At 51.4% G+C, this 13,757-nt stretch carries 13 protein-coding genes and 1 other RNA gene; 3 read left to right on the top strand and 11 right to left on the bottom strand.

Annotated elements, in window-relative coordinates; translation table 11 throughout:
• Positions 1–56: 56 nt before the first annotated feature.
• The 5 genes from VFA09_16145 to VFA09_16125 all read right to left on the bottom strand — a co-directional run bounded on the left by VFA09_16145 (position 57) and on the right by VFA09_16125 (position 6,966).
• The gene (locus tag VFA09_16145) at positions 57–1,493 is read right to left on the bottom strand and encodes a hypothetical protein (protein HZU68809.1); all 1,437 of its coding nucleotides are present in this window, start codon (positions 1,491–1,493) and stop codon (positions 57–59) included.
• A gap of 43 nt (positions 1,494–1,536) precedes the next feature.
• A complete protein-coding gene (locus VFA09_16140) occupies positions 1,537–3,753 on the bottom strand; it encodes a DUF2079 domain-containing protein (GenBank protein ID HZU68808.1) in 2,217 nt (738 codons plus the stop codon).
• Positions 3,746–4,834, bottom strand: coding sequence for a lysylphosphatidylglycerol synthase transmembrane domain-containing protein (locus tag VFA09_16135; protein HZU68807.1), 1,089 nt, complete (start codon positions 4,832–4,834; stop codon positions 3,746–3,748). The genes VFA09_16140 and VFA09_16135 overlap by 8 nt, the downstream gene beginning before the upstream one ends.
• Entirely contained in the window at positions 4,834–5,871 is a 1,038-nt protein-coding gene (locus VFA09_16130; GenBank protein ID HZU68806.1) for a glycosyltransferase family 2 protein, read from the bottom strand. Before VFA09_16130 ends, VFA09_16135 begins: the two co-directional genes overlap by 1 nt.
• Before the next feature lie 297 nt (positions 5,872–6,168).
• Positions 6,169–6,966, bottom strand: a complete 798-nt coding sequence (locus tag VFA09_16125; protein HZU68805.1) for a glycerophosphodiester phosphodiesterase — start codon at positions 6,964–6,966, stop codon at positions 6,169–6,171.
• Positions 6,967–7,199: 233 nt separating this feature from the next.
• Between VFA09_16125 and VFA09_16120 the strand changes: the two genes are divergently transcribed.
• The 3 genes from VFA09_16120 (at position 7,200) to ssrA (ending at position 9,850) form a co-directional block, all read left to right on the top strand.
• A complete protein-coding gene (locus VFA09_16120) occupies positions 7,200–7,577 on the top strand; it encodes a thioesterase family protein (GenBank protein ID HZU68804.1) in 378 nt (125 codons plus the stop codon).
• A 39-nt stretch (positions 7,578–7,616) separates the two neighbouring features.
• A complete protein-coding gene (locus tag VFA09_16115) occupies positions 7,617–9,026 on the top strand; it encodes a glycosyltransferase family 87 protein (protein HZU68803.1) in 1,410 nt (469 codons plus the stop codon).
• A 457-nt stretch (positions 9,027–9,483) separates the two neighbouring features.
• Positions 9,484–9,850: a transfer-messenger RNA gene (gene ssrA / locus VFA09_16110) on the top strand.
• A gap of 108 nt (positions 9,851–9,958) precedes the next feature.
• Here ssrA and VFA09_16105 read toward each other — a convergent pair.
• The 6 genes from VFA09_16105 to VFA09_16080 all read right to left on the bottom strand — a co-directional run bounded on the left by VFA09_16105 (position 9,959) and on the right by VFA09_16080 (position 13,628).
• A complete protein-coding gene (locus VFA09_16105; protein HZU68802.1) occupies positions 9,959–11,089 on the bottom strand; it encodes a site-specific integrase in 1,131 nt (376 codons plus the stop codon).
• A 97-nt stretch (positions 11,090–11,186) separates the two neighbouring features.
• Entirely contained in the window at positions 11,187–11,378 is a 192-nt protein-coding gene (locus tag VFA09_16100; protein ID HZU68801.1) for a helix-turn-helix domain-containing protein, read from the bottom strand.
• A gap of 38 nt (positions 11,379–11,416) precedes the next feature.
• On the bottom strand, positions 11,417–12,715 hold the full coding sequence (locus VFA09_16095; GenBank protein ID HZU68800.1) for a hypothetical protein: 1,299 nt from the start codon (positions 12,713–12,715) through the stop codon (positions 11,417–11,419).
• Positions 12,712–12,918, bottom strand: a complete 207-nt coding sequence (locus VFA09_16090; GenBank protein HZU68799.1) for a hypothetical protein — start codon at positions 12,916–12,918, stop codon at positions 12,712–12,714. The genes VFA09_16095 and VFA09_16090 overlap by 4 nt, the downstream gene beginning before the upstream one ends.
• A gap of 48 nt (positions 12,919–12,966) precedes the next feature.
• Entirely contained in the window at positions 12,967–13,209 is a 243-nt protein-coding gene (locus VFA09_16085; GenBank protein HZU68798.1) for a hypothetical protein, read from the bottom strand.
• 125 nt (positions 13,210–13,334) lie between these two features.
• Positions 13,335–13,628, bottom strand: a complete 294-nt coding sequence (locus VFA09_16080; protein HZU68797.1) for a hypothetical protein — start codon at positions 13,626–13,628, stop codon at positions 13,335–13,337.
• Between the last annotated feature and the right edge of the window lie 129 nt (positions 13,629–13,757).

Genomic DNA, 13,757 nt, shown 5'->3' with positions numbered 1-13,757 from the left:
AGGCAATTTAGGCCCTTACAACTATTCTTAATGGATTTTTAAGAGGCACCGATATATCAGTGGTGACGACGAGTGTGCATCAAATAAAACATCATCGCCTGCTTGTAGTCGAGAAGGCTGGCATGGCCATTGGCAATGACCTGGTTGCAGATATTTAATAAGGTGGAGACGACTTGCAAGTGCGTATCATCCGACTCGCCCTGTTCTTTCAGCATCTCAAGAAGCTGGCCGGCCCCTTGACCGGAGATTTCTAAACCGGCATGTACTGCCTCAATACGCAGCCATGTAAGAAGCTGGTAGCTCAGTTGTTCAAAAATGACGATATCCTCATCGCTCAAAATAACTGTAGCGTTTTCAGGTTGTTTTGAGGGTACTTCTACGACGGAAGATGGCGCCGGTTGAAGCGTCCGCGAGACTTCACGCACCGTTTCTTGTTCTTGCGTGGCAGGAGAATGCGACGCCTCGACCGGCCGGGTCTGAGGAATAGGCGGAGTTGCGCTTGCCACACTGTGTACCGGTGCATCTAGTAGAGGAGTATTGGCTACCGCGATGACGTGATTGTCTTGCTGCTTTGGTGGACTTTGAAGATCAGCTACAACCGGCGACCCGACACTTTCAACTGCCGGGCGAGTCGGAACATCAGGAATAGCAGGAGCTGCATGGAGAGGTCCTGATGGCGGAGTTAAAGGATTGGTCGTTTTCGGACCTGGAGCAGCTGGCGTTACAATTTTGTTGTCTTCCGCAGCTCGTGCTTCGATTTTCTGCAAAGAGGCAAGCTGAGATACCGGAGATTGCTGCGGTTGGGGAAGATGGGCAGCTTTTTGGCCGGTAGCAGGACGCGCCTCAGATTCGACACTTCCATTTGCATGACTTGTATGGCCATTTGCCGTCGTTCCACCGCGAGGTGTTCGTTTGGGGGCAGCTACAGCCGGGTGCGCCTCGCCGGGTAGAGATGGTTTGATTTCCCCTCGCGCTTCTTGTAATTGCTGCTGCAATAACATGGTGCTGGAGACAATCTGTTCCCATTTCAGTTCCGCCTGGCCGCTTGCGTTTGTTGTAGACCAGGATGAAATAGGACGCGGGCTGCCGAAAGGAGGATTGGTTGTCTGACGGCGGGTCAGGTGACCGCGAAATCCTTCGGTGACTGCCTGTGAAGAGATATTGATGAGCATCCTCACATCTGCCATTCGCTTGCGACCCTGCTCACCAAAGAAATTCCGATTGCGCTGCACGAAATGAATAAACAGGCGCTCAACCTGGCGCTGAAATTCTGGGGAGAGCAAGTCTATGCGATTCCAGGCGGTAAAATCCATGTTACCGAGGAAAAGCCAGACCTCCTGGCGTTTCGCGCGATCTACCGGTCGCATGCGCAGCGAATTTGTGCGATAATCAAAAAAGCGGGGATAGCAAAAATTGGCTATCAGGGTCTCCGCTAATTCAGCTTTCAGGCGCGCAAGTTCGGCAGGCGGCAGTTGACTCAGATAAATGCCCATACCAACACCCCTTTCATTTCAGGCCTCTCTCCAGGAGAAATCTTCAGGTAATCGTGAATGTGGCTATCTGCACGGCATTTGTCCCCGGTGCAGGAACAATAGTGTCAGGAGCGTTCACAATTTGTAACGGTAGTCTATCCTGTTGCGCTGCTATTGTACCTAACGGAACAGTTAAAGGCAAGAGGGCTATCGATACATGTGCCAACCCTGTTGGTACACTACCAATGTAGAGGATTCTGCTGGCCGCCAGTATGATAGTTCCCGGCTTCCAGGTAGTAGTAGGACACCACGTCAGGGCCGGAAAATCAGTGCTGGAATACTCTTCTTTGTTGGACTGATTCGCCAGCCGCACCTGTATCCGCAGAGCAGGCAGAACCGGTGTATTCACTCTCCAGTACGTATTCACCTGCATATAACGGGTATTGGCATTGGCAGTAAACGAATCCGGCGGCGAAAAACTATAGCCAACCAGGCTCAAGCTATCGTTAGAACCATCAGTTGCGGTGAAATTGACCTGCAGCGGGTTTGTCACCTGCTGTTGCGGTACTTGAGTAAAAGAACAGAAGCTATCCGGCAGATTCGGTATAACATTAGGACCGGACTGAGCCGGTGAGTAAGGAGCAATGCCTGGAGAAGGTAGCCCCCGCTTGAGCAACAGGTAACCATCTTGTGCAGCTACAATCCCATAATTCCCGCCCAGCAGAATAGTATTCACATCCGTAGTATACTGGTCGGAATAGAGAGGATACGTATTGTTGGTCACATCCAGGAAGATGTAATCAGCTGAATTGTCTTGATAAGGAAACATATAGATATTCGAGCGCTCGCTGATATGTGGTACAAGGTTCGATTGTGCCGACACCGACGCCGAAGAAGGAATCATATCGATGAGTTGCTGCGCCACCTTGTCATGATCGGTGACCTGCGGCCATTGAAAACCCTGTGAAAACGGCAACGAACCATAGGTGAAATCCTGATTCACCACACTCGCCAGCGCGAAAACGATCAAGACCGTCAACAAGACAGGGTGCAACCAGCGCGAGGAACGCAACAAACGAATAGGGCCAGCCGTGGTAGCTACAGCTTCAGTCGCTTGAACCTTTGGACGCATCTCTTGCACATAATTGATATACCATTGGACCAGCCAGATGATAAATACCATAGCTTCGATGGTCGCAAAGATAAGAATGGGAACAATCTCCGCGCTATACTGGAAAACGCCCACATACTGGTTAGGATCAGAACTAAACAGGTTAAGCGCCAGCGAAGGAACGGCAAGTACCAGTACCCAGGGAGCAAGCAACGGTAGATAACCGGCGGGAGCAAGCAATAACTCCAGATAAGCGCGGTGGCGAATCTCCCAGACATGCTGTTTAAACATGCTGATGGGATGCCGCAGCACATGCAGCACAATCTGCACGGGGCTGTTGCCAAGATAGCTATAGCGTGACACCAGGAGTGGATGCCCCGTGGGACTGGAGAAATGATAGCTGAGCAGTGTAATTCCCAGCCAGCCAAACGCAAGCACAACCAATCCCAGGCCGGCACGCCAGCGCTGCTGGAAGAGAATCATCCACAGGCCGAGCAAAGCTATTACGGCAGGAAGCTCCTCTTTGCAGGCCATAGTGAGGATGGCAAAGACGAAGAGCCACACCGTTTTGCGTGTATACATGAAATAAAGGGCAAAGAGCAGGAGCGCCGCAGTCAAGGCAACAGCATGAAATTCAAAGATGGTGGCCTGTTGCTGCGCCGGGTAAAGCAGGTAGAGAAGAGCAAAAGGCACCGCCGCCAGGTTACTGCGCAAACGCAAACGCGCCAGCCAGAAAGCTGGAAAAGCTCCACTCGCCACTACCAACGTTTGAAAAATTACCAGGGTATTGGGGCCGGGCCAGAAAATATATAATAGCGAAATGGGAAAAAGAATCGGCTCGAAATGAATGGCAAAACGCGAGACTCCAGCAGAGCTATAACAATTAGTATCGCTTACGATATTGCAAATAGACATGTGGAGCGGCTGCCCATGTAAAATACCCCAGACCGCCTGATCCATGATGCCCATATCCTCGGCACCGGTCAGGAATGCATTATGACGGCTGGTGAGAAATGCGATGAAAAAGGCGGAGAACGCCGCCGCCAGAAGAGCGACAAGCCCCATTGAAATCCAAAATACGCGCGTACGGGGCATGGGTTCGGGCGGCGGATAGAGATAGAGGCGACTCCGCCATACCGCGAAACGTTTACGCCAGGTCGTGCTAGTCACCCACATTCCCTCCTTCAGCAGAGACGCCTGCCGGAGTCTCATCTGAAATATTCTCTTGCTGTTCTTGCCTTGCCTCTTTCGCAAGCGGGGGTTGATCTGCCTCTTGTTCTTGCTGTATCGAACGTGCAGCCCGGCCGCCACTCAGATAGGCGACGCTGACACAGAGGAGTTCGGCCAGTGTGGAGACGGCGCGCGAGAGCAGCGCCAGGATAGCGACCAGGGGAACAGGCACGGATGGTAAAGAAAGGGCAAAGAGCGCGGTAATCGCCAGTTCTCGAAATCCCAGGCCGCTGGGCGTGATAAAGGTGACAAACCCAAAATCCCAGGCTATCGCGTAGATACCGATACAGAGAGGGAGCATCGCCAGGGTTGTGTGCGGCCAGAGGGCTAATAAAAGCACGAAAAATCCGCTGCCTGCGATAAACCAGCTTCCACACCACGCCAGCGTGACCAGCAGAATATCCCTGTAGCTCACGGTCAATACCACCGGTTCGCGCTTTAACACGCGCAAGGCAAGATTAAGCAAACCGTTGAGGATGCGAGGATGGATGAGAACGAGCAATGCCAGAAATATGGCAACCCCAACCAGGATGAAAAGGGAGCCGTGGAACAGAGAACCAATGGCTCCGATATCTCCCCAGAAAATCAGGCTCAAGGCGAAAATGAATGCTCCGGCAGCCAGCTTGGTAATCAGTTCGATAGTCATGCTGGCAAAAGCAATCGTGCGAGAGGCGCCATATTTACCAACCCAAAGAATTCGCGTGAGAACATGCCAGACATTGCCCGGGATGTAGCGCACAAATTCTGAGGCCAGGTAGATGCGCAGGCTGGCACGCAGATCTAAGGTGAAACCGAGACGGGCCAGCACTGCCTTCCAGATCAGGCCAAAGGATAACTCTTGCAGCACAAAACCGAAAAATGCCAGGGCCAGCAGCCAGTAATTCCACGAGTGAGCACTGACAAGCAGCGCATTCCAATTTCCCCAATCGCGCAATTTATACAGGAGCGAGGCCAGAACGACGATGGGCAAACCAATTTGCAATACACGCTTGCCGATTTTTACCAGAGTAGACTTCTGCATTAATCCAGTTCCTGCCGAATACTGTATTCTTCATCCGAGCGGAAAGCATAGTGCCGTATCATCTCGCTTTGCAGGCCCGTGAGAATAAACTGGACGCCAAAGATCATCAACAGGATACCCACGAAGAGCATAGGCTGGTTGTGAATCGGCTCATAGGTGAAAAAGTAGCTGCGTATGACCACGTACAGGTCTACTATCACACCGAGCAAAAACGTCCAGAACCCCAGTGGCCCAAAGAGTCGCAAGGGCATGCGCAAAAAGGTAGTAAGGAAGAGTACGTTCAACAGGTCTATCAGGCCTCGTGCGAAACGGCGAGCACCGAATTTCGAGACACCATGGATGCGTGGATGATGCTTTACCTTGATTTCCGTGACACTGTACCCGCGCCAGTGGGCCATGACGGGTACAAAACGATGAAATTCGCCATACAGTTTGATATGGCTATCCTCGATCACCTCGCGCCGGTATGCCTTGAAGCCATTATTAATATCATGCAAATGCACGCCGGTCATTTTGCTGACCATGCCATTGAAGATGCGCGACGGGAACGTCTTCGAGATAGGATCAAGGCGCGGGAATTTCCAACCCGACACGAGATCATATCCCTCATCGAGCTTCGCCAGGAAATTCGGAATCTCTTCAGGATCGTCTTGCAGGTCGCCATCCATGGTGAAAATGATTTCACCGCGGCAGCGGCTAAAGCCCGCCACCAGTGCCGGAGTTTTGCCGAAGTTCTTGCGGAAACGAATCACGCGCACCACGCCAGGATGCTCGGCATGTAATTTCTTCAGTTCAAGAAACGTTTTATCTGTACTGCCATCATCGACAAATATGACTTCATAGCTCTGATCAAGGGCATCGAGCTGCGACGATAGCTTGTCATATAACGGTCGTATATTCTCTTCCTCGTTCATAACGGGTATGACGAACGAAATCGCCACCTCTTGCGGCGAGGAAGAGGTTAGAAGAGTTTCGGGTTCAACAGAAGTTGGTAATTCGCTCTGGGCAGGTAATGATGAAATTTCCGTCTGTAACATTGTCACTATACTCCATACAGTAACCGGAGCCGTTTATATCTCCATTCGCCTAAGGGCTTCAATTGCCGCCAATTATAGCATACTCTCCTTCGAGAACAGCACAAAATAGTACCAGATCATACTCTTGATGCAGGACATGTAGATACCTCACGCCTTATTGAGAAAGCATCTACTTTCTCACTAATACAACGCACAACATGCCCGAAGGGACACGAATTTGGACGAATTAGGTAGTTTGGGTCAACAAAACTTGAGGAACATCCTGGTAAAGATTTTGGAAATGCTGTCCCTACAGGACTACTCGAGCCGATCGTCAAAATCCATCAGGAGTGGCAGTTGCGCAAAGAGGTCAGGACGGTCGCTGGTGATTGAGTCTACCCCTGCCGCTGCAAAACTGCGCATCTCAGCGATGGAATTGACCGTCCAGACACCAAGTTGCAATCCATACTTGTGTGCGGCTCCGGACATATCATGCATAAAGAGGTGACTATCCATATTGATCCAGTTGCATCCAAGAGAAGAAACATCATTAATGAGGGTTTGCAGCGCATGCTCGGCATGCGGATTCCAGACATCGTCTGAAACGATGGCTCCGGTCTGCAATGCCGGTTCCAACGCCTTGACGATGGGTAGTATCTTCCAGTCAAAAGAGATGATCAGCACCTGATCAAGCATACCGGCGGCTCGTACCTCGCCCACGACTGCTTCCGCGATGTCAGGATAGCGCCCATACACTCCATTTCGCTCACTGAATTTGATTTCGATATAGACTCCAACATGGCCTTTCGCGAGATCGAGGACTTCTCTCAGTGTTGGAATCTGCTGTGGTTCCGGCCAACCACCAGGAAAATGAGCCGCCGCATTGAGATTGCGCAGGTAGGCAAAATCGAGGTCAAGTATATTGCCGGAACCATCGGTAAGCTTCTCAACAGTGTTATCGTGAAATACGATGACGTGTCCATCGCGAGACATCTGCACATCAAGTTCAATAGTATCTATAGGTAGCTTAAGGGCATTACGAAATGCGGCTAACGTATTTTGCGGCGCAAGTGCAGCACCCCCACGGTGTGCTACCTTTTGTATATGACGAGCCATAAGTTCTCCTCAATGCTGGATAATACTATGAATTTCCGCATCCGATTGCAAGTTCGCGTCGTCCTGAGTACTGAACGAAACTATAACCCGATTTGTATCATCATAGCAAAGTTCCCCCTGCTCATCAGGTTGACCATTAGTACTGAGAACCCCGTTTCTTCCCACGCAAGCCACATTGTAGTATAGTATGCCATCAGGAAGCAGCGAGCAAAAACAGAAAGGATGATTTGAGCATGGCACTTGAGCTAGGTTTGACGGGAGAGATGACGACGACGGTCGTGCATGAAAACACGGCGGCATATGTAGGAGCGGGCGGAGTCGAGGTATTCGCGACTCCCATGATGATTGCCTTGATGGAGAACGCATCCTGGCGAGCAGTTGCCGATCACCTGGATGAGGGATATGTGACGGTCGGGACATTAGTCAACGTGCGCCACCTTGCCGCCACACCACTCGGTCAGCAGGTGCGTGCCACCGCGAAGTTGATTGAGATCGATGGACGCCGCCTCGTTTTTCAGGTCGAAGCTTATGACGAGAAGAGAAAAATCGGCGAAGGTCTGCACGAGCGCTTTATTGTCAACCTGGATCGTTTTATGAAGAGTGGCTCCTGATTGTTTGATAGGAAATGAATGCAATCTCAGGAATGACCTATGTTTAAGATTAATGATGCCCATGCGCGTTCGGACGCGGAAAAACTCAAGCAGCATACTGAACAGACAGCCAGACCTATGGCTATAGGAAATTTTTCCTGGAAGTATTTGCTAGATATCGGTATCGTAGTGGTGATGGGGGCTATTTTATTCTGGGGCGCCACCAGCCAGTTCTCTAACCACTATAACGATGCGACGCGCTACCAGTGCTATGCCATCGCTTTCTGGCAGGGAAAGGCCGGTATTGACGCGCTGGGATTGGATGCCAACTCAAAGAGCCAGTGTGCCTTCCTCGATAATAGTTCATCCGCCACGCTCGCGGCAAAATTGCAGGCCAGGCACTTCCCCAATTTCCTGATTACACTGGTGAAATCGCAATCCACCACACAGCCATTCCATGCCTTGCCACCGGAATACCCATTCCTTACCCTGGTCGCATTCTCTCTGCCCTTGCTTGCTCCCTTTTCATTGTACCAGGTAGTCTTCGCAATCTTAATGGCGCTCGTAGCAGGTCTGATTTATTTCGTCATCAAATTCAATCGCTCAACAGGAGCCGCTATCGCGTTCGCCTTTTACCTGGCGCTCGGTAGCTGGGCGCTGGCGGAAACACGTTTCGATCTGATTACTGCCGCATTGACTTTAGGAGCAGTGATCCTGGCGGCTAAAGCAAGATGGAACTGGGCTTTCGCGCTGCTAGCTCTTGCGACCATGCTCAAGTTTTACCCGGTAGTGCTTGTTATCCCATTCCTCATCGCGCAACAGGTGCAATACAGCGAAAAATGGACAGCCTGGCGCAGGTGGTCGGCTTTGGGGCTATTTGTAGGAATTTGCGTGCTGCTAACGGCCATTTCGCTTGTGCTGAATGTTGCCAATACGCTGGTTCCTTTCAGCTATTTTCTCAACCGGCCCATTCAGGTAGAGTCGTTGCCCGGTGTCTTGTTGTGGCTCGGCAATTTCGCGGGTCGCCCGGTGCAATACACCTTCATCTACCAGTCGCTTAACTTTACCAGTTCGTTATCAAGTAAGGTATCATTGCTGAGCACGGGTCTTTTAGTTGCCGGTTTGCTATTCACATGGTGGTTGCAATGGCGCGGAAAATTGGATATTTTTACCGCCAGCCTGATGACGCTGCTGGTAGTGATGGTGATGGGCAAGGTGTTCAGCCCTCAATACCTGATGTGGGTGACGCCCCTGATCGCTTATGTAGGCAAGGCTAACTGGCGCTGGCTGCTTAGCTGGGGAGTTGTTTGCCTGCTGACGCTAATTGATTTTCCCATCATCTACGTTGACCTGCCGCATATCGAGAAATATTACGGGGTGATTGCGGTACGCGATGCTTTGATCCTGTTGATTACGTGCCTCTTGTTATTCATAGCCGCGCGCAGGTCATTCAAAATTACCGCGAATTGAAAACGGGAGGACACACAGTTTTGCATCCTCCCGCTCATAGCCCGATCCAAAGATCAGAAATTGATTTGTGTAAGGTAGTGCCACACAAGTGTTCCAATAGACATGAATTGTGGCGAGTTTCCCGGTCTCGGCGTATTAGAAGTTTCATAAGAGATCGCTGTCGTCATGAGGTAAATTATCCCATTGACTAACTGCGGTGTTTGATCAAGACTGGCATCAATGGCACGACTCCATATTTGATGACCATCATTGGCCTACCTGTTTTCTCCAGCAACTATAACCTGCCTCTCTGAAATGGAGCTGAAATACGCTTGAATCACAACAAATAAAGACTGATACAGAAAGGTATTCAATCGCCCCGGAACCTGCCAATTTTCCCTTGCTATCTGATAAGATATATGGTATCATAAAGGTGCGTCAAGGCATGGATAGAGCTTGATGCAACTCCATTTTACCTGGGGATGTCGGGTTTCGACAGACGAACAGGTTGGAGAATTGCAGGTCGAGGTGTCGGTATGCACTCTCGTTAAACAACCGACAAACAATAGATGCCAAACAGGCACCTGCTTACGCTCTCGCTGCCTAAGAAACAGTAAAGCGTCGTCCTCCTGACCTTTTCCCGTGGGGTCAGATCAGGGCGTCACACACGCGGGACGCTATGACGAGGACCGCCTTCTAATCGTCATCTAAGACCAGAGGGCCAGCGCTGAGGAATCCGGTCGGTGGGAGTCCGAAGCGCAAAGCAAAAACACTGACTAAACCTGTAGTACATTCTTCGATGGGTCCGTTTGGACGGGGAGTTCGACTCTCCCCCATCTCCACCACTCATGAGGCTATAGAAGCGCCTATAGCCTCATTTTATTTAGCCCCCTTTTGTTCCGATATCTCCAAATGTAGCAACTGTGTAGCAACCGTCTAACAACCGCCTTTTTCTACTCCGCATTAAACTCTCTGTTCCACTTCTCTACGACCTCATCCAGCATCGACGGGAACACGTGGCCGTAGAGGTTCATCGTAATCAGAAACGAGCTATGCCCCAGAAGTTCCTGTACCACTTTGGGATGAATGCCCATAGCTAACAGGATGGTTGCTGCACTATGCCTCAAATCGTGGAAACGCATATGAGGTAAACCAGCCTCAACTAGCACCTCTTTAAACAACCTCAACAGGTAGTTCGGATTGAAATAATCGCCAGTCAACCCGCAGAACACCAAGTCTTTCTCAACCCACCTCAACCCTGCCTTCGCTTTCAAGACCTGCTGTTTCTCTCGATGTGCTTTGAGTATCTCAACAACAAACGCAGCGATCTTGATTGTACGCCGCCCTGATTTTGACTTTGGCCCATTCTCAACATATCCATAGTGAGGGATATAATCGACTGTCTTATTCACGAATAGTGCCCCCTTTTCCAGGTTCACATCCGCCCATCGTAACGCCAGCAGTTCACCTCGCCTCATACCCGTCGTCAGAACGACCAGGAGCAGCACGCCTAATCGATGTTGCTTCACCGACTCTAATAGAGCAAGCGCCTGATTTTTATCTAAAACAGGTATCTCTTTTTTCTCGACACGTGGACGATCTACCAAATCGCAAACGTTACGCGCAAGCAATCCCCACTTTACAGCATCGTCTAACGCCTTATGCAGCAAACCGTGTATCTCACCGACCATCTTGGGTGAAAGGCCCCGTTTCTGTTGATTATTGCAAAGTCGCTTCACATGGAGCGGCTCAAGTTTCTGCAACGGAACTTTACCAAGAGCAGGGATTATATACGTTTCAATGGTTTTCTTATACTTCACGTATGTACTCACCCGCAAATTAGGAGGCATACACACGTCCTCTAGCCAGCGTCTCAAGTAATCTTCTAGAGGCTCATTAGGGGCAGTTACGAGCGTTCCCTTTTGTTGCTGGTAGAGAGCCTCGTTTACTTTATCCTGTACCTCTTTTTGCGTCTTACCATAAAACACCTTGCGCTTGCTATTCTCGAGGGTAATGCTGCCTACCCATTTGCCATCTGATTTACGCCGATAGACAGAACCCGCGCCATTGCCTCTTTTTGCCATACCGATAAGCTCCTTTAGGCAAATAAAACCGCTTATCCGATAAAAGATAAGCGGTTCAATTCTACAGATGTTAAAAACAGCTAGCTAACAAAATCAACTAGCTTGCTTGCTGTCTACGCTGTGCTAACCAGGGCCTCAACTCATTGGGATCAATCAGCACCCGACGCCCAAAGCGATGCACCGGCAAGCCCTCTTGGTTAATCAATCTGTACAGCTTAGTACGCCCAATGCGTAGAAGTCTCATTGCTTCCTCAATAGTAATAAGCAAGGGTTGTACTGTCTCTTGCATGTTCTCCACTCCTAAAAGTCAGCGTTTCAACGCCGAGTTTACGCCGCCGATGCCGCTGCTAATCGATACAGCACGCGCTTTTTCTTGACCAGGTGCGTGAAATCACGCCCGGTATCCTCGATATAGGCCTGCACATTCTCGTAGAGGAAATGGAAGGTGTCAGAGATGTCTGGCTCGATCTCCGGTTCTTCGTGCTTCCTCTCATCGGCATAGCCACGCCGCCAGGCTTCCACCGTGGAGCTATAGCCAGCCACCGCCGCAAACGCCCGCATCATGTTGACTGTGCGCTTGCACTTGCGCTGGAATGGCTGCATATCAACCGACGCAGGCACAGGAGCGGAAGGCAAGAACGCGCCTTGTATCACCTCCCAGCAGGGATGCACCGGCCAACGCGAGCGGTTAGTATCCTCAGATGACATCACATAGCGCAACCACCCATCCGGCAAGCCATCTGCACCGCCGACATGCCCGGCAGCATAGGCCCATAGATCAGGCACATGCTCAAGCACCTCGTACACATTTTCCAGGTCGAACTCCCCTAAAGCCGAACGCTTGAAACGAAACTCGACCCGCCACACCGGCGCTTCCCCATCCCAGGCAGGTGACCCATCCGCCTGCTTTTGCGCAAGCCACAGCTCATGAAACCAGCCTTTTTCTTTGCTGTGGTACTTGATTTCATGTGTCTTGTCATAGATCAGGCAGGAGACCGCCGACGTGTGTTTGCCAAAGGGCAAACCCGTCACGCGGTTCCAGCGTTCAATGACCTGCTCAGGGCCAGCGATCACCGTGGCATCAACCGTCTGAGGCACAGGAGCCGTCTGCACTGCTCGATGGATGAAGTGCTCTTTGACCTGGCAGGCACCGATATCCCATCCCGTGAAATCCAGCGCGAGATGCACTTCACTGGCTTGAAAGGCGATATTGGCCCCGAAGATGTTGGTCAGGAACAGCAACACGTCCGAGATGCCTTTCGCTGGATGACTATTCCACTTCCACAGGTATTCCGAGGAGAAGCGCACCTGTCCCCACAAGGCTATCTTGATGCCTCGACTCACCGCCACGCTGAATTGATGACAGGTCAGTATCCACTTGAAATGCGACCCGCCCTTGTCTTTCATAAACAGGGTTTCCCCCTCAAAGACCCAGCGGGTCGGTACCTCCTCATCTTCGGCTTGCGCCCGTTCCTTGTAGCGCGTCAATTCCTGTTCCAAGGCTTCTGGCAAGCGTTCCTTGACCGTCTCGCCCTCGTGATCGGTCGGATACACGTTGACAATCAGCGTATCCAGGCCACGGCCAAGCACATGCATCGCTTGCACCATGGGTGCTTCCTCGTTCATAGCTCACCTCGCTGGGCTTTGGCTTGTAACCAGGCAATCGCCCGTTCATAGCCATGCTGCGAACGGGTAAAATTCGCCCAGCTTTTCCCGTCCTGGATGCGACTGTCCCGCATCACATTCACGTAATCCGCGTAGATGGTCACCCGATAGCCGAACTCGCTGGCTATCCGTTGCAACCGCTTGAAGACCTCTTGCTCGCTCATCGTGCCCTCCTTTTCACCAAGGTTCTCCGTTTTCACTGGTTGACTCAACTATTCATTTGTAACCGCTGTTCCTTCGCGTCGTGCTTTCTCGTCAAAGAATGCTATGATCTCTGGCAAGCCATAGCGTGGCTCGTCCTCATCGACATCAATCCATTGGCTAAAGTTCATAGCAATCCCAGTCCGATCAAGCCCCATGTCACGATGAGGCGGGCCAAGTACCATGTACTCATGCCAGAACTGTGCTAATTCGTTGTACTGTTCTTCGGTCAAATGGAGGCGAAAATCAGCCATCGCTCATCTTCCTTTCTGTGTATCAATCGGTACGCTAAACAAGCAAGCTTCAACCAGTGAAATCGAAGAACCTTCACCAAAAACACTCAACCAACCAAAGAGAAATGTAGTTTGCCGGGTGTGCTTTACTTGCGACACCCGGCACCTGATGACGACCCCGTTCTCGCTTTGACCGCCCGCAGCAGGTAGCCCGTTTCCACCATCGCCACTACATCCAGGCCCAGCACATGCAGCTTGAGCCGGACCCGCGAGAGCACATTACGCAGCGGGCGCAGCAGCACCTCGCCGCGGCCCTCGTCATAGGCCTCATACAGCTGCTGCCTGGCACGTGCCACCGCTTGCTCATCAGAGGAGGAGCCACCCGCCAAACGGGCCAGCAGCACCTCGTAGGGGCAATAGTGCGGGTAAGACTCCACCACGGGGTCCAGCACCAGCAGTTCGGTCGGCGTGAAGAGGGCTGCTCCCAGCAGGCACGGCAGACCCTCTTCACACCCCAGATGCGCCACCAGTCCCAGCGGGTAGGCCACCGCCAGCACATGCCCCGGTGG

The organism is Ktedonobacteraceae bacterium (assembly GCA_035653615.1).
In the GTDB taxonomy this organism is placed as follows: Bacteria; Chloroflexota; Ktedonobacteria; order Ktedonobacterales; family Ktedonobacteraceae; genus DASRBN01.
The sequence above is the reverse complement of the archived record's forward strand: the minus strand, read 5'-3'. Positions and strand labels throughout refer to the sequence as shown.

Excerpts from the sequence above, each read along its gene's own strand:
- VFA09_16145 (HZU68809.1), bottom strand. The coding sequence starts at position 1,493 with ATGGGCATTTATCTGAGTCAACTGCCGCCTGCCGAACTTGCGCGCCTG.
- VFA09_16135 (HZU68807.1), bottom strand. The coding sequence starts at position 4,834 with ATGCAGAAGTCTACTCTGGTAAAAATCGGCAAGCGTGTATTGCAAATT.
- VFA09_16130 (HZU68806.1), bottom strand. The coding sequence starts at position 5,871 with ATGTTACAGACGGAAATTTCATCATTACCTGCCCAGAGCGAATTACCA.
- VFA09_16125 (HZU68805.1), bottom strand. The coding sequence starts at position 6,966 with ATGGCTCGTCATATACAAAAGGTAGCACACCGTGGGGGTGCTGCACTT.
- VFA09_16120 (HZU68804.1), top strand. The coding sequence starts at position 7,200 with ATGGCACTTGAGCTAGGTTTGACGGGAGAGATGACGACGACGGTCGTG.
- VFA09_16115 (HZU68803.1), top strand. The coding sequence starts at position 7,617 with ATGTTTAAGATTAATGATGCCCATGCGCGTTCGGACGCGGAAAAACTC.
- VFA09_16105 (HZU68802.1), bottom strand. The coding sequence starts at position 11,089 with ATGGCAAAAAGAGGCAATGGCGCGGGTTCTGTCTATCGGCGTAAATCA.
- VFA09_16100 (HZU68801.1), bottom strand. The coding sequence starts at position 11,378 with ATGCAAGAGACAGTACAACCCTTGCTTATTACTATTGAGGAAGCAATG.
- VFA09_16095 (HZU68800.1), bottom strand. The coding sequence starts at position 12,715 with ATGAACGAGGAAGCACCCATGGTGCAAGCGATGCATGTGCTTGGCCGT.
- VFA09_16090 (HZU68799.1), bottom strand. The coding sequence starts at position 12,918 with ATGAGCGAGCAAGAGGTCTTCAAGCGGTTGCAACGGATAGCCAGCGAG.
- VFA09_16085 (HZU68798.1), bottom strand. The coding sequence starts at position 13,209 with ATGGCTGATTTTCGCCTCCATTTGACCGAAGAACAGTACAACGAATTA.